The sequence below is a fragment of the Thioalkalivibrio sp. ALE21 genome (genome assembly GCF_003208255.1).
GTDB lineage: Bacteria > Pseudomonadota > Gammaproteobacteria > Ectothiorhodospirales > Ectothiorhodospiraceae > Thioalkalivibrio > Thioalkalivibrio halophilus.
Map to the genome: position 1 here is coordinate 16,927 of NZ_QKMA01000014.1, position 18,513 is coordinate 35,439.

The 18,513-nt window shown below is 69.6% G+C and carries 17 protein-coding genes; 11 read left to right on the forward strand and 6 right to left on the reverse strand.

The annotated features are described in order from the left end of the window. Positions 1–11 precede the first annotated feature (11 nt). The gene (gene nudF, locus D893_RS10810) at positions 12–671 is read right to left on the reverse strand and encodes an ADP-ribose diphosphatase (RefSeq protein WP_018946185.1); all 660 of its coding nucleotides are present in this window, start codon (positions 669–671) and stop codon (positions 12–14) included. Then, positions 668–2,782 carry a S9 family peptidase gene (locus D893_RS10815; RefSeq protein WP_110619792.1) on the reverse strand — a complete coding sequence of 705 codons (2,115 nt, stop codon included), beginning with the start codon at positions 2,780–2,782 and terminating at the stop codon, positions 668–670. The genes nudF and D893_RS10815 overlap by 4 nt, the downstream gene beginning before the upstream one ends. Before the next feature lie 287 nt (positions 2,783–3,069). Here D893_RS10815 and D893_RS10820 point away from each other — a divergent pair, with 287 nt between their 5' ends. Continuing rightward, positions 3,070–3,501: a DsrE family protein gene (locus D893_RS10820; RefSeq protein ID WP_110619793.1), complete on the forward strand. Its 432-nt coding sequence runs from the start codon at positions 3,070–3,072 to the stop codon at positions 3,499–3,501. A gap of 79 nt (positions 3,502–3,580) precedes the next feature. On the opposite strand, the gene D893_RS10825 is transcribed toward D893_RS10820, so the two are convergent. Further along, positions 3,581–4,030: an Rrf2 family transcriptional regulator gene (locus D893_RS10825; RefSeq protein WP_110619794.1), complete on the reverse strand. Its 450-nt coding sequence runs from the start codon at positions 4,028–4,030 to the stop codon at positions 3,581–3,583. A gap of 426 nt (positions 4,031–4,456) precedes the next feature. On the opposite strand from D893_RS10825, the gene D893_RS10830 reads away from it, so the two are divergent. The 7 genes from D893_RS10830 to D893_RS10860 all read left to right on the forward strand — a co-directional run bounded on the left by D893_RS10830 (position 4,457) and on the right by D893_RS10860 (position 10,502). Continuing rightward, the gene (locus D893_RS10830) at positions 4,457–4,855 is read left to right on the forward strand and encodes a hypothetical protein (RefSeq protein ID WP_110619795.1); all 399 of its coding nucleotides are present in this window, start codon (positions 4,457–4,459) and stop codon (positions 4,853–4,855) included. After that, on the forward strand, positions 4,852–5,304 hold the full coding sequence (locus D893_RS10835; protein WP_210434100.1) for a glycine cleavage system protein H: 453 nt from the start codon (positions 4,852–4,854) through the stop codon (positions 5,302–5,304). Before D893_RS10830 ends, D893_RS10835 begins: the two co-directional genes overlap by 4 nt. A 14-nt stretch (positions 5,305–5,318) precedes the next feature. Further along, positions 5,319–5,993 (forward strand): thioredoxin family protein, encoded by a 675-nt coding sequence (locus D893_RS10840; protein WP_246863915.1) that lies wholly within the window; start codon positions 5,319–5,321, stop codon positions 5,991–5,993. Positions 5,994–6,114: 121 nt separating this feature from the next. Continuing rightward, a complete protein-coding gene (locus D893_RS10845) occupies positions 6,115–7,965 on the forward strand; it encodes a DHH family phosphoesterase (protein ID WP_110619798.1) in 1,851 nt (616 codons plus the stop codon). Next, entirely contained in the window at positions 7,962–8,426 is a 465-nt protein-coding gene (locus D893_RS10850; RefSeq protein WP_018946192.1) for a glycine zipper 2TM domain-containing protein, read from the forward strand. The genes D893_RS10845 and D893_RS10850 overlap by 4 nt, the downstream gene beginning before the upstream one ends. A gap of 125 nt (positions 8,427–8,551) precedes the next feature. After that, positions 8,552–9,178, forward strand: coding sequence for a hypothetical protein (locus D893_RS10855; protein ID WP_246863916.1), 627 nt, complete (start codon positions 8,552–8,554; stop codon positions 9,176–9,178). 64 nt (positions 9,179–9,242) lie between these two features. Next, positions 9,243–10,502 carry an adenosylhomocysteinase gene (locus tag D893_RS10860; protein WP_110619800.1) on the forward strand — a complete coding sequence of 420 codons (1,260 nt, stop codon included), beginning with the start codon at positions 9,243–9,245 and terminating at the stop codon, positions 10,500–10,502. 24 nt (positions 10,503–10,526) lie between these two features. Here D893_RS10860 and ribA read toward each other — a convergent pair whose 3' ends face one another. Then, positions 10,527–11,672, reverse strand: a complete 1,146-nt coding sequence (gene ribA / locus D893_RS10865; protein WP_018946195.1) for a GTP cyclohydrolase II RibA — start codon at positions 11,670–11,672, stop codon at positions 10,527–10,529. Positions 11,673–11,776: 104 nt separating this feature from the next. Between ribA and D893_RS10870 the strand changes: the two genes are divergently transcribed. The 3 genes from D893_RS10870 (at position 11,777) to D893_RS10880 (ending at position 16,339) form a co-directional block, all read left to right on the forward strand. After that, positions 11,777–12,583 carry a RibD family protein gene (locus D893_RS10870; protein ID WP_018871195.1) on the forward strand — a complete coding sequence of 269 codons (807 nt, stop codon included), beginning with the start codon at positions 11,777–11,779 and terminating at the stop codon, positions 12,581–12,583. Between the two features lie 24 nt (positions 12,584–12,607). Beyond that, complete coding sequence (locus tag D893_RS10875; protein WP_110619801.1) at positions 12,608–13,633, forward strand: alpha/beta fold hydrolase; 1,026 nt, start codon at positions 12,608–12,610, stop codon at positions 13,631–13,633. 96 nt (positions 13,634–13,729) lie between these two features. After that, positions 13,730–16,339, forward strand: coding sequence for a bifunctional diguanylate cyclase/phosphodiesterase (locus D893_RS10880; RefSeq protein WP_110619802.1), 2,610 nt, complete (start codon positions 13,730–13,732; stop codon positions 16,337–16,339). 22 nt (positions 16,340–16,361) lie between these two features. On the opposite strand, the gene D893_RS10885 is transcribed toward D893_RS10880, so the two are convergent. Together D893_RS10885 and D893_RS10890 are read right to left on the reverse strand one after the other, a co-directional pair. Then, positions 16,362–17,051 (reverse strand): TVP38/TMEM64 family protein, encoded by a 690-nt coding sequence (locus D893_RS10885; protein ID WP_246863917.1) that lies wholly within the window; start codon positions 17,049–17,051, stop codon positions 16,362–16,364. A 39-nt stretch (positions 17,052–17,090) separates the two neighbouring features. Further along, positions 17,091–18,506, reverse strand: a complete 1,416-nt coding sequence (locus D893_RS10890) for a replication-associated recombination protein A (RefSeq protein WP_110619804.1) — start codon at positions 18,504–18,506, stop codon at positions 17,091–17,093. Between the last annotated feature and the right edge of the window lie 7 nt (positions 18,507–18,513).

Consider the following 18,513-nt stretch of genomic DNA (forward strand, 5'->3'; position numbering starts at 1 on the left):
CGGGGGAGTCTTCAGCGACGCGGCTCATCCACCCGGGCGCCCGCTCCCCATTCGCACCGCAGCCGCTCGCGATTGAGTGCCAGCCACTGCAGCGCGATCACCGGAGCCGCCGAGTCGATACGCCCGTCCCCGAGCAGCTGCATCGCCTCGTCGAAGGGCACGGTGAACACCCGGATGTCCTCGTCTTCGGCATCCAGTCCGTGCACGCCCCCGGCACCGAGGCTGTCCACCTCGCCGCAATAGATCCGCAGCGACTCGGAATTGCCGCCCGGGCTGACATAGACCTCCTGCACGAACTCGATGCGCGCCGGGTTCACCCCCGCCTCCTCGAAGGCCTCGCGCCGCACCACCGCTTCCGGCTCCTCGCCCGGTTCGATCACCCCGGCGACGAACTCCAGCAGCCAGGGTCCGGCCGGCTTCTCCAGCGCGCCGATGCGGAACTGCTCGATCAGCACCACACGGTCGGCCACCGGGTCGTAGGGCAGCAGCACCGCCGCATGTCCGCGTTCGAAGCGCTCGCGCGTCAGCGGCCGGCTCCAGCCACCGCCGAACAGCCGGTGGCGCACCGTATAGCGGGCCATGCGGAAGAAGCCCTCGAACAGCGACTCGCGCTCGAGGACCTCGACGTCTCCGGGCCCCAGGCCCGGGCGGCGGCCATCGCCGGCGCTCACGGGGCCTCGACCTCGTCGATGTCCTGACGCAGCAGCTCCAGGCGTTCCTGTACCGGCTCGGGGTATTCCGCCTGGCGACGCCCGCCGATGTGCTCGGCGAGGAAGCCCTCCAGCCCGGCGAAGAACGCCAGGCGGTTGGTCTCGTTGACGAAACCGTGGCCCTCGTCCAGCGCCAGCAGGTACTCCACCGGATGCCCGGCGTCGCGCAGCGCGACCACGATCTGGTCCGACTCGGCCTGCTTGACGCGCGGGTCGTTGGCCCCCTGGGCCACCAGCAGCGGCGACTCGATGCGGTCAACATGGAACAGCGGCGACTGCTCCTTCAGCCGCTCGCGGTCCTCCGGATCGTCCGGGTCACCCACACGACCGTGCATGCGCTTGATCCCCGCTTCCCAGTACGGCGGGATGGACTCCATCAGGGTGATCAGGCTGGACGGCCCCACCATCGACACCCCGGCGGCGTAGAGCTCCGGGGTCCAGGTCAGCCCGGCCAGGGTTGCGTAACCCCCGTAGGAGCCGCCGTAGATCGCCACCCGGTCCGGATCGGCGATGCCCTCGTCGATCAGATGTTTCACCCCGTCGGTCACGTCGTGCTGCATCACGCCGGTGCCCCACTCCTGGTTGCCGGCATTGAGAAACGCCTTGCCAAAGCCCGAAGAACCGCGGAAGTTCGGCTGCAGCACCGCGTAACCGCGGTTGGCGAGGAACTGCACCTGGCCGCTGTAGCCCCAGGTATCGCGCACCCACGGGCCGCCGTGCGGCATCACCACCAGCGGCAGATCCTGGGCCCCGGCCCCGCGCGGCAGGGTCAGGTAGCCCGGGATCTCGGTCCCGTCGCGGGCTTCATAACGGATCGGCTCCATGTACGCCAGCACGTCCTCGGGAAGATCCGGCCGGGTGCGATACAGGCGTTCCAGTTCGCGTTCGCGCAGATCCGCCACCCAGGCACTGCCGGGGTCCACGTCGCGCTGCACGCCCACAGTCCACACGTCCTCGTCACGGGTCCGCGAGGAGAACGACAGCTCCGCGTCGCCCAGCTCCGAGCGCAGCCAGTCCAGCGCCTGCTCGAAGTCCTCGTCGTGTGCGTAGATCCGCTGCCGGTCGCCGGTGTACTGCGTGGCCAGCAGCCGGTGGTCCTCGTCGGAAAACAGCGCGCGCCCGAGATCCACCTCTCCTTCCGGATCACGGTGCACCCGGGTCTCTTCGCCGGAATCCGGGTCGAACAGGACCAGCTCGCTCAGATCGCGATCCTCGCCCGCGTTGGTGCGCAGATAGAGCCTGGCGCCGTCCGCGTGGAAGCCGGCCAGCGAGCAGCTCTCGCCGAACTCGCAGGCGTAGACCTGCCGAAAATCATCCTCGCCATCCACGCGCAGGATTTCGCTCCCGCCATCACCGGTGGTGCGCGTCGCCTTGCGCAGCTCGCCCTCGTGGAAATGCCAGCCCTCGATCTCCGCGGTGTTTTCCGCCACGAGCTCACGCTCGCCCGAGGCGATGTCGACCCGGTAGACATCGTGCAGCCGGGGATCGCGGTCGTTCAGCCCCACGAACAGTTCGCCCGGGGCTTCGCGGGGCACGTGAAAGATGCGTGCACGCACACCGTCCCCGCCGGCCAGGTGACGGGATTCGGGGTATTCACCGGCTTCGGGGTCGGGTTCGGCCGGGGCCTGCAGCGCGCGGATCTCGAAGTCCTCGTCGCCTTCGGCATCGCGCGCATACAGAAGGTACTCGCCATCGCGCGACCAGAAAAAGCCCGAGATGGAACGCTCTTCGGTGGTGACCGGCTGAGCCTGCTCGACCGGCTCGCCCCGCGCCACCACATGGATGTTCATCGCCCCCCCGTACGGTCGCAGGAAGGCGACACGATCGCCGTCCGGGGAGATCCGCGCGGAGGCGTATTCCGGGTCGCGGAAGAATCGCTCCAGCTTCACCAGCGGCGGCGCCTCCTCGGTCCACGGCCCGACGCCCTCCTCGGCCGGCGCGGTCTCGATCTGCGCACCGGCCAGGGCCGGCAGCGTCAGCAGCAGCGCCCCCATGATCGCGGTTCGCGCCGGCACCCCGATTGCTCGGTCGCGCACGCCGCGCCGGTTCGTCCTGTCCAGCGTCTCCTGCATTACGTCCTCCCCAGTCGCTCTGAATACAGGATGACAGCATCGGCCGGTTCACGGTTCCGCCGCCGCCCCGGGAACTTCTTTCCCCGTCCCCCATCTACCGGAGAGATTCCGGCGACAGGCCAGCTTCCCGAAAGGAGCCGCATGCCGCACCCGCCGGGAATCCGCCCGAACAACGAATCACCCGATGCGACGCAATCGACATATGGACGCAGTCTGATTTGCATTCTCTATAAGTATTGAACTACATTCGAAAACGCTTACATACCACCCAAACGGGAGACGTACCCATGCGTACCATGAAGACCCTCGCTGCTGCCGCCGTCCTGACCTTTGCCGGCGCCGGCGTCGCCCAGGCCGACGAACCCTCGAAGATGTTCGCCAGCGTCACCTCCGGCGACGACCACACCCAGTTCATGTCCATGGTGCTGGCCAACCAGGCCATGGGCCAGGGCCAGGAAGTGCGCGTGCTGCTGTGCGGCCCGGCCGCCAAAATGGCGACCGACGACTTTGACGGCGCGACCATGCAGCCCGCCGACCGCAACGCCCAGCAGCTGCTGATGAACCTGATCAATAACGGTGCGAAGGTCGAGACCTGCGCCATCTTCCTGCCCAACACCGACTACACCGAGGAAGACCTGATCGACGGCGTCACCCCGGCCGACCCGGAAGACGTGGGCGCCTACATGGCCGACCCGAACGTGCGCTACTTCTCCAACTAAGCCGCACGCTGCCCGGCCAATCCGGGCAGACGCCAGAGGGCCCTCCATCCGGAGGGCCCTTTTTTATGGGCGGGTCGGCTCAGCCGGAGTCGGGGGCGTGCGGTTCGATCTGCAGCAGGGTTCGCAGACGGGCTTCGTTGCGAACGATGTCGGCGAGGGTGTAGCGGTCGAGCACGGCGAGAAAGGCGTCGCGCGCCTCGTCGAGCAGGGGCTTGAGGCGGCAGGCCGGCGCGACCGGGCACCATGGCCGGGTGCAGTCGATCACGTCCAGCGTGGGCTCCATGTTGCGCACCACCTCGCCCAGGTTGATCTCCTCGGGCGCCACCGCCAGCCAGATCCCGCCGCCCTTGCCACGCCGGTTGGCCAGGTAACCGAGCCGCCCCAGGCGGTGGACGATCTTCACCATGTGGTTGCGCGGGACCTCGAAGCGCTCGCTGATCTCCGAGACCGTGGTGCGGCCACCCTCGGGCTGCACGGCCACGAACAGAAGCACGCGCAGCGCATAGTCCGTATGGCGGGTAAGCTGCATGGCACCGACCTCTTGCAGAAAGGCCGGCCCGCGCGCAACGCCGGGGCCGGCCCTTGTATTAGCTTCGACTAATTTATCATGCCCCGTACCCGGCGGCACGCGTCGAATACCGCGCCCGTCGCCTCCGGTGACATTACCCTCGTCGGGCAGCTCCAGCCGTACCGAGACATACGGCCCCGGCCGATGCCCGGGAACCGGCTCGCTGTCTTCCGGCACCAGCTCGAACGAGTGATCTCGCGACTCTCGCGTTCAAGCATGCGAACACTCCCCGGTCATTAAGACGAAGCCGCGGACCCTGATGAACCTGCAAACAGACTACCCTTTATTAATCAATCAAAAAACCGACGAAACGGTTTTATGATCTGCTTGACGCCAATCTACAATACACTGCTGATGTATTTATTTTACATCTTCTAGAGACGCAGGATGCTTGCACGCAACCGTCTGTTCATCACCATCGCTCTCGTCTATGCCCTGCTCGGTGGCGGGGTGGCCGTCCTCTGGCTGCTGGCGCCGGGCACGATCACCGGCGATGCGGTGCGCCTGCATGCCCACCTGATGCTGCTGGGCTTCGTCACCATGATGATCTACGGGATCGGCCTCCATGCCCTGCCCCGCTTTTCGGGACGCAACCTGTTTTCCGAGCGCACCGCCGATGCCCAGTTCGTGCTGGCCAACGCCGGTCTGCCAGCGATGGCCGCCGGCTGGCTGGCCGGCAGCCGCGAGATCCTGCTCGCCGGGGGCCTGCTGACCTGGGCGGCCATGCTGCTGTTTACCGTCAACATCCTGCTCACGGTGCGCCGGCGCGGCCCCGGGGAGGCCTGATCATGAGCGAATATCGCGGCTGCGAGATCCCCGAGGATCTCTACTACGATCTGGATTACCTGTGGGCCCGCGAAGAGGCCGACGGCAGTTTTACCCTGGGGCTGACCGACCCGGCGCAGACCATGGCCGGGCGCCTGCAGTACACCACGTTCAAGCGCCCCGGCACCCACCGCAGGCGCGGCAAGACACTGGCACGGCTGGAATCCGGCAAATGGGCCGGCGGAGTGCCCGCACCGTTCGACGGCACCATCGAGGAGGTGAATGCCGCGGTGACCGCACAGCCCGACCTGGTGAACCGTGCACCCTACGACGAGGCCTGGCTGCTGCGCCTGCGCCCGGACGCCCCGGAGACCGCGCGCGAGCACCTGTACACCGGGGAGCGGGCCCGCGAGTCGCTGGAACAGTGGATCGAACGTTACGGCGTCCAGTGCATGCGCTGCGCCGACTGATCCCGGAGGCACGCATGCGCGTACAGCTTCTGGTCTCTCAGTGGTGCCCCTCCTGCGATTCGGCCGAGGCCGTGTGGAGCCGGATCGCGGCCGAACGCGAGTTCGACTTCAGCGTGGTGGACATGGGCACGCCCGAAGGCCGCGAACTGGTCCAGCGGCTGCGCCTGAAGACCGTCCCCGCACTGGTCGTGGACGGCGAACTGCGCGGGGTCGGTGTGCAGAGTCCGGAGGAGGCGCGCGAAATCGTGGCCGGCACGCCCGAGCGCAGCGGCCACTCGACGCCGGTGGGCATCGCCCTGGCGCCGGCCAGCCGCGCCCATCTGCTGTCCGCGGTCGTATGGCTGGTGATCGCCGGGGGCCTGCTGGCCCTGCACGGCGGCCTGCTGCCACCCGACGGGCCATGGCCGGGTGTGCTGCATGTCTTCCTGCTCGGGTTTATCACCCCGTTCATCGCCGGACTGGCGGAACACATGATCCCGCGTTTCATGGAGCGGCCGGTGCGCGCGGGCCCGTGGTCCTGGACCCAGTGGGGCCTGCTCAACGCCGGGGCGGCCGTCACCGCCATCGGCGGCTGGGTCGTCGGGCCGGCACTGGCCGCCGCCGGGATCACCCTCGCCACGGCCGGGCTGGCGCTGCTGACCCTGCGCCTGTGGCCGGCCCTGTGGCCCGCGGCAGCACCCGCGCGCTGACGGACCCGGTCACTGTCCGGGACGGGCGTTGCCCTGCCCGCGGACGGGACACTTCCCGGCACGCGCCGCGCCCTCTATCCTGTGCGCCCGTTTCCCGACGACCCGCAGTCGCGGTGCCCCGATGTCCAGCACGGACCCCCTGCCTGATCAGAACCTGGTGCCGCCGCCGGAGCCGGCCTGGAGCCGACGCCGGCCGGACCCGGACGTGGAGGCCGCGGCGCGCGCGGCCGGACTGACCCCGCTGCAGGCCCGCCTGATCGCCGCCCGGGTGAGCGAGACCGACCCGGATGTCCTGCGGGCCGGCTTTGTCGAACGCCCGCTGCGCGCCCTGACACCCCCCGACGCCCTGCCCGATCTGGATACGGCGGCGCGGCGCATCCTGCGGTCGCTGGAGGCCGGCGAGACCGTGGCCCTGGAAACCGACCACGACGTCGACGGGGTCACCAGTCACGCGCTTTTGTATCGCGGCCTGACCCGGGTACTGGGCCACCCGGAGGCGCGTCTGCAGTCCTGGATCGGCCACCGGCTGCGCGAGGGCTACGGCCTGTCCGACGCCCTGGCCGAGCGCATCCTCGCCGCCCGCCCCCGGCCCGATCTGGTGATCACCGCCGACAACGGCTCCGGCGACGAGGCGCGCATCGCCCGCCTGCGGGCCGCCGGCATCGACACCATCGTCACCGATCATCACGTGATCCCGGCAGACGGCGTGCCCGCCTCGGCACTGGCCTGCGTCAGTCCGGCGCGCAGCGACAGCCGCTATGGCGACCCCGCGATCGCCGGCTGCATGGTGGCCTGGCTGCTGCTGATGCGCGTCCACCGCCTGCGCCAGCAGGACACCGGACGTGAGGACCCCGCCGGACGCACGCTGCTGATCGACCTGCTGGCCGAAGTGGCCGCGGGCACCGTGGCCGACTGCGTGACGCTGGGCGACAGCCTCAACAACCGGGTGGTGGTCCATCAGGGCCTGCGGCGCATGAACGCCGACGACACCCGCCCCTGCTGGCGGGTCGCGGCGCGGCGGCTCACCGGCGGGGAGCGCCCGCTGGACGAATCCGACCTGGCCTTCGGCCTGGGGCCGCGCATCAACGCCCGCGGCCGCCTGGACGAGGCGATGGCCGGGGTCCGTTTTCTGCTGGCCGAGGATGAGGCGGAGGCCGAACACTGGTGGTCCCTGCTGGACGAAGAGAACCAGAACCGGCGCCGCATCGAGCGCGAGCTCACCGTGCGTGCCCGCGAGGAGGCCGCCCGGGCCGCCGCCCGCGGGGTCTCGGGTCTGTGCCTGTGGCTGCCCGACGGCCACCCGGGGGTACACGGCATCATCGCCTCGCGCATGGTCGAGGCCCGGGGGCTGCCGGTGCTGTGCGTGTCGCCGGTATGGGAGTGCGACCGGCGGGTGACCGGCTCCGCGCGCGGGGTGCCCGGCTTCCATGTCGCCGATGCATTCGCGGCCATGGCCGCCGCCGAACCCGACCTGCTGGAGAAACACGGCGGCCACGCGCAGGCGGGCGGCCTGACGCTGGCCCGCGCCGACCGCGAACGCCTGGCCCATGCGTGGGAACGGGCCTGTGCCGACAGCCAGCGCGAGCACGGCTGGACACCCGGGCCGGTACTGGAGATCGATGGCGAGGGCCCGTCCCCGCGTGCCCTGGTGGCCGGGACCCTCGAGCAGATCGACGCCCTCGCCCCCTGGGGTCGCGGTTTCCCGCGCCCGGTGTTCGTCTGGGAAGGCGAGCTGCACGGCCTGCGCCGGATGGGCGACGGACGCCATCTGCGGCTGCGCCTGGAGACGGCCGATGGCGACCTGCAGGGGATCTGGTTCAATGCGCTGGAACCGGATGCACGGGATCCGTGGCCGCCGGGAACCCGGATACAGCTTGCGGGGTCTCCTGAATGGAACCATTACAACGGCACGTCAAGGCTGCAGGTCCGCATTCACGCGGCGCGGTCGGCGGCCGTGGGGAGAAAACCATGAACTTCGTTCGCCAGTCCCTCATCGTCACCATCGTCGGCGGCACCGCCCTGGCCCTGGCCGCCTGCACCCATCCACCCACCCGCGAACAGACTGGCGCGGTCATCGGCGGTGCTGCCGGGGGCGTCATCGGCAGCCAGATCGGCGGCGGCCGCGGGCAGATGGCCGCCACCATCGTCGGGACCCTGGCCGGTGCGGCCATTGGCGGTGCCATCGGCCGCTCCATGGACGAAGTCGACCGCATGCGCGTGCAGCAGACCCTGGAGACCGCCCCCGACCGCGAAACCCGGGAGTGGCGCAATCCCAACACCGGACAGCAGTACCGGGCGACGCCGAAACGTACCTATGAACGCGACGGCCGCCCGTGCCGCGAATACGAAGTCCTGGCGACCATCGACGGCGAAGCGGAGACCATCACCGGCACCGCCTGCCGCGATGTCTACGGCAACTGGGTCATGCAGTAGCCCGACGCGGCGCGGGCCGCGCGGTTTCACGCCCGGCTAACGGAATGGCCCATTGGGTGTATTGTTCCGCCGTGTGAATTCCCTCAAGGTCTGGCCAAGATGCTGAATCGGAGGGACCTTCACCCATGCATTCACCCATGCATTCACCCATGCATCCGCCCGGGCACCCCGACCCCCTGCGCGCGGACCTGCCCGGGCCCGCACCGGGCGCGCCCCCCGGGACCCCGTCGCAGGTGACCGCGTCCGGCGACCTGCTCCGGATCGAGCAGGACGCCCCGCCGGACCTTCGTCTGACCCTCCGGCGCCGGCGCTGGTGGCAGCGCCTGCTGCGCCCGTTGCTGGGGCCGCTGGAACGCCCCCTGCCGGATTCACGGCTGACCCGGCGTGTGCGCATTAGCGCCGCCTCTGCAGCGGATCACGAGGCCCTCAGGACCAGCCCCAGCGCGCAGACCGCGCTGGTCGACCTGTTCCGCGCCGAAAGCCACTGGCCGGTGGATATCGTGACCGTCGGCTTCGACAACGGCCGGGCGCGGATCGACGGCCGGATTCTCGAACCCCTCGATGAAGAACGGTCGCAGCGCCTGCACGCGGAACTGCATGCTCATCTCGATGCCGCCTCGCATGCCCTGGCGATGACCTTCAAGGGCCGCGCGGGCCGGCGGGCGCAGCGTGCTGCGGGGGCCTCCCCCGTGGTCATGCTCGGCCTGCTCGCCCTGGGCCTGGTGGCCATCCTCGTGGTGGCCCTGCTCTGACGACGGTGGACGTCCCCACCGGGGCGCGGCACACTCGCGCCTTTCGCATTCTCGGGAGGACGTCATGGCCGCGGACATCGAACAGGGTCGCCAGAAACTCGCCTGGGCAAGGGAGCACATGCCGGTGCACGCCGCCCTGCGTGAACGCCTCGGCCACAGCCGGCCGCTGGCCGGCATCACCCTGGGTGTCTGCTCTCATGTGGAGGCCAAGACGGGCGTGTTCGTCGAGACGCTCGCCGCCGCCGGCGCCGAGGTGGTGTTCACCGGCAGCGAGCCGGGCTCCAGTCAGGACGATGTCGTCGCCGCCCTCAACGAGCAGGACGGCATCACCGGCTACGCCCGGCGCGGGGTCTCCGAGGAAGAGCTGGAAGCGCTGCACCTGCAGGCCCTGGATCATGCCCCGCGCTTCATCCTCGACGACGCGGCCGAACTGACCGCGCGGCTGGTGCACCAACGCCCGGCGCTGCTCGACGACTTCATCGGCATGTGCGAGCAGACCACCACCGGCGTGCAGCGGCTGCAGGCGATGGCGCGCGCCGACGCCCTGCCGTTCCCCGCCTATGCGGTGAACAACACACCGATGAAGCACGAGTTCGACAACATCCACGGCACCGGCGAGTCCTCGCTCACCAACCTGCTGCTGACCACCAATCTGCTGCTGGCCGGGAAGAAGGTGGTGGTAGCCGGCTTTGGTGACTGCGGTCTCGGCATCGCCGGCAAGGCGCGGGCACTGGGGGCCCGGGTAGCGATCACCGAGATCGAGCCGCGCCAGGCGCTGCGCGCCCACATGGCCGGCTTCGAGGTCATGCCGATGCTGGAGGCCGCCGCCTGGGGCGAGATCTTCATCACCACCACCGGCAACCGCGACGTGATCCGCGCCGAGCACTTCGAGGCGATGCCCGACGGTGCGCTGCTGGCCAACGCCGGCCACTTCAACGTGGAGATCGACGCCGAGGCGCTGGCGGGGCTGAGCGTCGAGCCGCCGCACGAAGCGCGGCCGGGCATCATGGAGTATCGCCTGGCCGACGGCCGCCGCCTGCATCTGGTCTGCGAGGGCCGGCTGGTGAATCTGGCCACGCCCACCGCCATGGGCCACCCGGCCGAGGTGATGGATCAGACCTTTGCCATGCAGATCGTCGCCGCCTGCCATCTGGTCGAGCGCGCGGCGGGGCTGGAGCCCGGCGTCCACCCGGTGCCCGACGCGGTCGACCGCGAGGTGGCCGAACTCAAGCTGGAGACCCTGGGCATCGGCCTCGACACCCTGACCGAGTCGCAGCAGCGCTTCCTCGACGCCTGGCGCGACGATCAGATCAAGGGCGCCTGAGCACGTGCACGTCCCGCGTGGAGGCTAGCCGCGGCTGGCCTCCGCGGCGAGCAGTTCTTCCAGCCAGTGCCCGCCGCGGTCCGCCTTGGTGCTGAGATAGCGCAGGTTGTGCGGGTTGACGGTGCCATGCACCGGCTCGCGCGACGCCACTTCGATCCCGCCGGCACGCAGGGCGTCGATCTTGGCAGGATTGTTGGTCAGCACGCGCACACGGTCGATCCCGAGGAACTCCAGCATCTCCACCGCCGCCTCGTAGCGGCGCCCGTCGGCACCGAAGCCGAGCTGGCAGTCGGAGTCGATGGTGTCCATCCCGGCGTGCTGCATGGTGTAGGCACGCAGCTTGTTGGCCAGGCCGATCCCGCGCCCTTCCTGGGCGAGATACAGCAGCACCCCGCCGCCGCTGTCGTTGATCATCTTGACCCCGCGACGCAGCTGATCCCCGCAGTCGCAACGCAGGCTGCCGAACAGGTCGCCCGTCAGGCAGGCCGAATGCAGGCGCACCGGCACCGGATCCGGCCAGCGGCTCGGCTCGCCGATCACCACCGCCACGTGTTCCTGGATCCCGTTGCCCTCGCGAAACAGCATGAACCGGGTCACCGGAGCGTCCGCCAGCGGTACCGGGGCCTCGCTGACATGGGCCAGCTCCAGGCGCGGATGCTCGGCCACCTCGCGCGCCTGCGCGGCGTCCACGTCCAGCAGCATGCCGTCGGCCACTGCGGAGGCGATCGCCTCGGGCTCCGGATCGGGGATGGACGACGTCACCACCGCCGGCAGCAGCCGACCGGCACGAACCAGCTCCAGCGCGGCGGCCTCGCTCTCGCCGGCGCGCTGGAGCACCGCGCCTTCCAGCAGGCGGGCGGCGGAACTGGCATCATCGGAGCCTTCGGGCGCGCTGGCGAGGACAAACAGCGATTCCGGATCCACCGTGCCGGTCGGCTGCAGCGCCACGCCTTCCCAGCCTTCTTCCAGCGGTTGCGGCCAGCCCATTGCCGACGCCCGGTGGGGGGTTAGAATCAGACGGGGCCGTCCGCCGGTCATCACGGTCAGACGATCGAGCTGTCCCGGTGTCAGGCCCTCGACGGCCGCTGCAAGGACATCCGTTCCGGAACCGCTGACACGAATCGGATGGCCCCGGCGAAGGTCAAAGATCCCGCGATCGGCGTTGTGCATCGGGTACTTCCATACGGAGTCGGGTTGATGAAGTTAGCTCCTCGAACGGTCAGACTACCCCAACTGCCCCGCCGCCGTCCCCAAACCCTGCTCGGGGAGAAGCCATGAGCGAAGAAATCATCACCGAAGCGCGGGCCTGGCGATGGCTGCTGACCCGCTGTGACAATGCGGCCTGCCAGCCACTGCCGGGCCCGCTGGCCCCGGCCGCGCACGAGGTCCTGGACCTCTACGGCCCGATCCTCGAACCCGACACCATCGCCATCGGCCAGCTGGGACAGAGCCTCGACGGACGGATCGCCACGCATACCGGGCACTCCCAGTACGTGACCGGACCGGAGGACATCCGCCACCTGCACCGACTGCGGGCCCTGGTGGATGCCATCGTGGTGGGCGCCGGCACCGTGGCCAGCGACGACCCGCAGCTGACGGTGCGCGAGGTCGAGGGCCGCAATCCGCTGCGCGTGGTGCTGGACCCCGAAGGCCGCCTCGCGGCCGATCACAAGGTGTTCGCGGCCGGCGGGCCGACCACCCTGGTCCTGCACAAGCCCGGGCATGCCCCCGATCACCTGCCGGCCCACGTGGAACGCGCGGAGCTGCCCGTCGAGACGGTCATGGCCGACGGCGAACAGCGCGAACGCTTTGCCCCCCGCCGGGTGCGCGACCACCTCGAGGCACGCGGCCTGAACCGCCTGCTGGTGGAGGGCGGCGGGCGTACCGTCTCGCGTTTCCTGGCCGCGGACACCCTGGATCGCCTGCATCTCACCATCGCCCCGATGATCATCGGCTCCGGCCGCCCGGGTATCACCCTGCCCCCGATCGACTCGCTGTCGCGGGCGCTGCGGCCACCGTTTCGCGAGTTCCGGCTGGGCGGCGACAACCTCTATGACCTGGACTTGCGCAGCAAGCCCTGACCCCCGCCCGCCTCCGGAGCGCGCATGACTCGCCTCGCCCGCCTCATCCCGGCACTGCTGTTCGGCCTGCTGCTCGGTGGCTGCGCCGCCACGCCCGCCGGCCTTCCCGCACCGGCCACCGAGAATCCCGAGCCCGCGCGGCTGGAACAGGGTCTGGCCCGGATGCCCGACGGAACCGAACTGCCACTGCGCCGCTGGGGTCCGCGCGAGCCCGAACGGGTGATCCTGGCCCTGCACGGTTTCAATGACTACGGCGGCAGCATGCACGCCCTTGCACGGCCGCTGGCCGCCAGCGGCATTGCGGTCTACGCCCCGGACCAGCGCGGTTTCGGCCGCACCGACTCGGCCGGGTACTGGGCCGGCCACGCGACCCTGGCCGCCGACGCCCGCGCCCTGCTCCACGCCCTGGACGAACGTTACGCGGACCTGCGCCCGCTTATGGTCGGCAAGAGCATGGGGGCGGCGGTGGCGACCCTGGCGGTCACCGGCGAGCCGGCACCGCCGGTCGGCGGGACGGTCCTGATCGCCCCGGCCGTCTGGGCACGCGATGCCCTGCCCTGGTATCAGCGCATGGCCCTGTGGACCTCCACCCGGCTGTTCCCGGGCCTGCGGCTGTCCCCCGAAGACGCCGCCCACCTCGATATTCGCCCTACCGACGACCCGGTGGTGGCCGCCGGCCTGCGGCGCGACCCCTGGGTACGTGCCAATGCCCGGATGGACAGCCTGGACGGCCTCACCACCCTGATGGACCGCGCGCGTGCCGCCGCCCCGGACCTGCCACCTCCGAGCCTGGTGCTCTACGGCGGCCGCGACGACCTGATCCCGCCGGAACCGGTGGCGGACCTGTTGCGCACGCTGGCCGAAGGCGGACCCGGGCACCGGGCGGTGTTCTATCCCGAGGGCTACCACCTGCTCACCCGCTATTCGGGGGCACGGCAGACCCACGCGGATATCACCGCGTGGATCCTCGACCCCGACGGCGACCTTCCCCACGGCGAGATCGGCCCGGCCGGGAACATCGCCGATCGCATTCTCTCCGAAAAACCTTGATCCAGCTCACAACCTGGCCGCCTCTTCCCCCGCAAAGTGCAGGGTTTGACGGGATCGCCACACCCGTTCATCCGAAAAGCTCCCTCAGAGGACTGCATGCCGAAGCCTTCCGAGCCGGTTCAGCCACGCCGCACCCTGCGCCTGCGCTATTTCATCGTGACCGCCATCATGGGGGTCGCCCTGCTGGTCTTCGTGACTGCGGGCGTCACGTCCTCGCTCATCTACGAACGGACCATGACCCGGCAGGCCGAAGAGACCGCGAGCGGGATCGCCCATCAGACCTTCGCGTCCATGTTCCAGATCATGAGCGAGGGCTGGACCCGCGAGGAGCTCGAGGAATTCTCGGCCGGGATCGAGGAGTCCTTCCAGGGCACACCGCTGCGACTCGACCTGTTCCGCGGCGACAAGGTGTCCGAGGTCTACGGCGAGGTGGAACAGCCGGAACGCGACGCCCGGGTGCGGCGGGCGTTTGAAACCGGGGAGATCGAAAGCTCCTCGGCCAACGAGGAGGTCCGCTACACCTTTCCCCTGCGTGCCCGCCAGGCCTGCCTGCAGTGCCACGGCAATGCCGACACCGGCGACGTGCTGGGCGTGATGGAGGTTCGCCAGGACATGGGCGAGGCCCTGGTGGACGCCCGCGGGCAGCACCTGTGGACCTTCCTCGCCACCGGCGCCGGCACGCTGCTGGCCGCGGTCCTGCTGGCCGCCTGGGCGACCGGGCCGATCAGCCGCTCGGTACGCCGCTTTCAGAACCAGGTGCGCAGCATCAATTCGGTGCGCGATCTCAACCGCCTGGAGACGCGATCCATCAGCACCGGATTCGTCGAGCTGGATCAGGTCGTGCGCCAGGTCGACGAGCTGGTGCACAAGCTGCACGGCGTGGCGGTAGACAAGGAGATCCTGGAATTCGAACTGAAGCTGCTGGACAAGTTCATCATCACCTCCGACGTGGTGCGGGACTGGCGCGAATACATCAGCGTGCTGCTCAACGAGATCAACACCATCATCGACGCCTACACCCTGTTCACGCTGTTCAAGGCGGACGAGGACCACTACGAACTGGAGATCTTCTGGCGCAGTGAACCGCCGGAGGCCACCCGCCGCACCTTCGAGAAGCTGGCAACCCGGCGCATCCGCGCGAACGACGACTTCGTCGAGGGTGCTCGGATCACCGTGCAACACAACGTGGCGGATCCGCACACCGACCTGCACGAACTGGATGCCAGCGAGATCGAACTGGCGACCAAGTCACTGATGCTGGAGACCCCGCGCATCGGCGGCGTGGTCGGCATCGGCGTGCAGTCCGATCTGGTGCGCGATCCGGTCCGGCACGTGGTGATCGAGAGCATCCTGTCGACCCTGCTGAACCTGGTCGGCTCGGTGAAGGCGATCTACAAGTACACCCAGGACCTCGAGTACTACGCCACCCGCGACCCGCTGACCAACCTCTACAACCAGCGGGTGTTCTGGGAACTGTTCGGTTACGAGCTCAAGCGGGCCGCCAGTCACGACTACCCGTTCGCGGTGATGGTCGTCGACCTCGACAACTTCAAGACCATCAACGACCGCTACGGGCATTCCTTCGGCGACCGGTTCCTGCAGGCGTATGCCGACACTATCCGCAACGCGGTGGAAAACGAGCACATCCTGGCGCGCTACGGGGGCGACGAATTCGCCCTGATCCTGCCCGAGACGGGCGCCGAAGCCGCGCGCGACCTGGCGGTGCGGATGACCGAGGCCACCGACGAGATGGCCCTGAGTGCCCCCGACGGTACCCGGGTGCGCGCCACCACCTGCATCGGGATCGCGGTCTACCCCGAACACGGCGACAGCACCCGCGACCTGTTCCTGGTGGCCGACAACATGATGTACAAGGCCAAGCGCGAGGGGAAAAACGCGGTCTGCCTGCCGGACGAGGACGAGGTGGCGACGGTGTTCCGCGAGGCCGGCGAGACCGGCATGATGATCATGCAGGCCCTGGAGGAAAAGCGCATCGTGCCGGTGTTCCAGCCCATCGTGGATGTCCGCTCCGGCGAAACCGCCATCCACGAGCTGCTGATGCGCATCGAATCCAGCGGCAGGCTGCTGCCGGCCAACGAGTTCATCGAGACCGCCGAGAGCATGGGCGTGATGCACCAGCTCGACTACCTGCTGATCGAGCAGGCCTTCCGCCACATCCACGAGACCGGTTACGACGGCCTGCTGTTCATCAACCTGTCGCCGCGCGCGCTGATCATCGGTGAATTCATCGGCAAGGTGCGCACCCTGGCGACGGATTACCGCATCGACCCGACGCGTATCGTGTTCGAGATCACCGAGCGCGACACCGTGTCCAACCTGAACGTGCTGGAGACCTTCGTGCAGGCACTGAAGGAACAGGGTTTCCTGTTTGCGGTGGACGACTTCGGCTCGGGCTTCTCGTCGTTCCACTACCTCAAGCGCTTCCCCATCGACTACGTAAAGATCGACGGCGACTTCGTGCGCAACATGGCCCGCGACCCGCGCGACCGCGCCTTCGTCAACAGCATCGCGGCGCTGGCCCGCGACCTGCAAATGCGCACCATCGCCGAATTCGTGGAAGACGCGGAGGTCCTCGAGGCCGTACGCGAGATCGGCATCGACTACGCCCAGGGACATCACCTCGGCTACCCCGACACCGGTTTTACCCCGCGGCGGCCCGGCGTGGAGGCCACCGGCACGGACTGAAACCACCCGGCCCGAGGGCGGATCAGGCCTCCGGCGCACCCCGCTGACCCTGCCACAGGCGGCGCACGAAGCGCGGCAACAGCAGGGTCATGGCGATCACCGCCAGCACGGCGAGGCCCAGCTGCACCCGCCCCTCGGCCCCGTTCACCGCCTCGCGCGCACTGTGCCCCAGCCAGGCGTAGGCGAACAGGCTGGGGATCAGCGTGATGACGGTGGTGAGGGCAAACACGCCCACCGGGATGCCGGTCACGCCCAGGACCACGTTGGTGGGCGCGTAGGGAAACACCGGGACCAGCCGGGTCAGAGCCACCACACGCCACCCTTCCTCGCGCACGTCGGCACACAGGCGGCGTCCGCGCGGCCCCAGGCGCGGCGCCACCCAGGGGTAAAGAAAATACCGCGACGCCCAGAAGGCGATCACCCCGGCCAGGGTCGCCGCCAGCAGGCTCAGAAGCCCCCCGTACAGGGGCCCGAACAGCGCCCCCGCCAGCAGAATCCAGGCGGTACTCGGCAACGGAAGCAGGGCCAGGACCACGAACGCCAGCGTGAACACCAGCGGGGCCAGCACGCCGAACCCCGCCAGCCAGTGCTCCAGGTCCTCCAGCCGCAGATCCTGCGGACGGACCTCCCCGGTGAACAGCAGCCAGGCCAGGGTCAGCAGGAGCAGGATCGCCGCCACCGGCAGCCAGCGGCGCGAGGGTCGCGGATTCATCATCGCGGTGTCATTGCCATGCGCGGCCCGGGCATCCGGCTACACCCCGACGTCCCCGGAGCCGTCATCCCGGCCGTCGCCCCGCAGGGCGTCCAGCCGCTCCGCCAGCACCCGTTCGGTGCCGGCCCGTTTCGGCGTGTAGAACCGCCGGTCCAGCAGCGGTTCCGGCAGATAGGTCTGGCCGCGGGCCACCCCGTCGGGCTCGTCGTGGTCGTAGCGATAGCCCGCACCAAAGCCTTCCTGACGCATCAGCTCGGTGGGGGCGTTGCGCAGATGCAGCGGCACCTCCGGGCTGCCGGTCTCCGCGATCGCCGCCCGCGCCTGTCCGAGGGCCGCATAGGTGCTGTTACTCTTGGGGGCCCCGGCCAGCTCCAACGCCGCCTGTACCAGGGCCAGGTCGCCCTCCGGGCGGCCGAGGCGCTCCATGGTCTGCCACGCCGCCAGCACGCGCTGGCCCAGCCCCACCGCGCCCAGGCCGATGTCCTCGTAGGCCATGCGCAACAGGCGCCGGCCGAGATAGTCCGGGTCGCAGCCGGCATCCAGCATGCGCACCAGCCAGTACAGCGCCCCGTCGGGATCGGAACCCCGCACCGATTTGTGCAGAGCCGAGATCTGGTCGTAAAACGCATCGCCCTGGCGATCCATGGCCAGCGACTGGGCCCCCATCACCGCGCGCAGGGCCTCGCCGGTGATCACCCCGTCACTCGCCAGGTCCGAGGCGGTTTCCAGCCAGTTCAGGGCGCGCCGGGCGTCGCCGTCGGCCGCCCCCGCCAGGCGCCGGCGTTCTTCGTCGGCCAGGCTCAGCCCGCGACCGCCCAGACCGCGCTCCGCGTCCGCCAGGGCGCGCCCGATCAGGTCCTCGATCGCCGCCTCCCCCACCGATTCCATGCGGTAAACCCGGGCGCGCGACAGCAGCGCGCTGTTCAGCGCAAACGACGGGTTCTCGGTGGTGGCACCCACGAACGTGAGCGTACCGTCCTCGATATGCGGCAGCAGCGCGTCCTGCTGCCCCTTGTTGAAGCGGTGGATCTCGTCGATGAACAGCAGCGTGCCAACGCCATTGCGCCGCCGGGTCTTCGCCGCATCCACCACCGCGCGCACGTCTTTCACCCCGGCCAGCACCGCCGACAGCGTCACCAGCCGCTGGGCACCGGCCTCGGCCACCAGCCGCGCCAGCGTGGTCTTGCCACAGCCGGGCGGCCCCCACAGGATCATCGACGGGGTCTGACCGCTTTCGATCGCGCGGCGCAGCGCGGCATCCGCGCCCACCAGGTGGTCCTGCCCCACCATCTCGTCCAGCCGCGCCGGGCGCATGCGCTCGGCCAGCGGGGCGGCGGGATCCACGGTCGTTGCCGCGGCTGCGGACTGCGATGACGGGTGGGCCGGCCGGTCGGCCTCCGGGCCGCCGGCGGGATCGTCCCCGAACAGGTCGTTGTCGAACAGGTCGTCACTCATGCCGGGA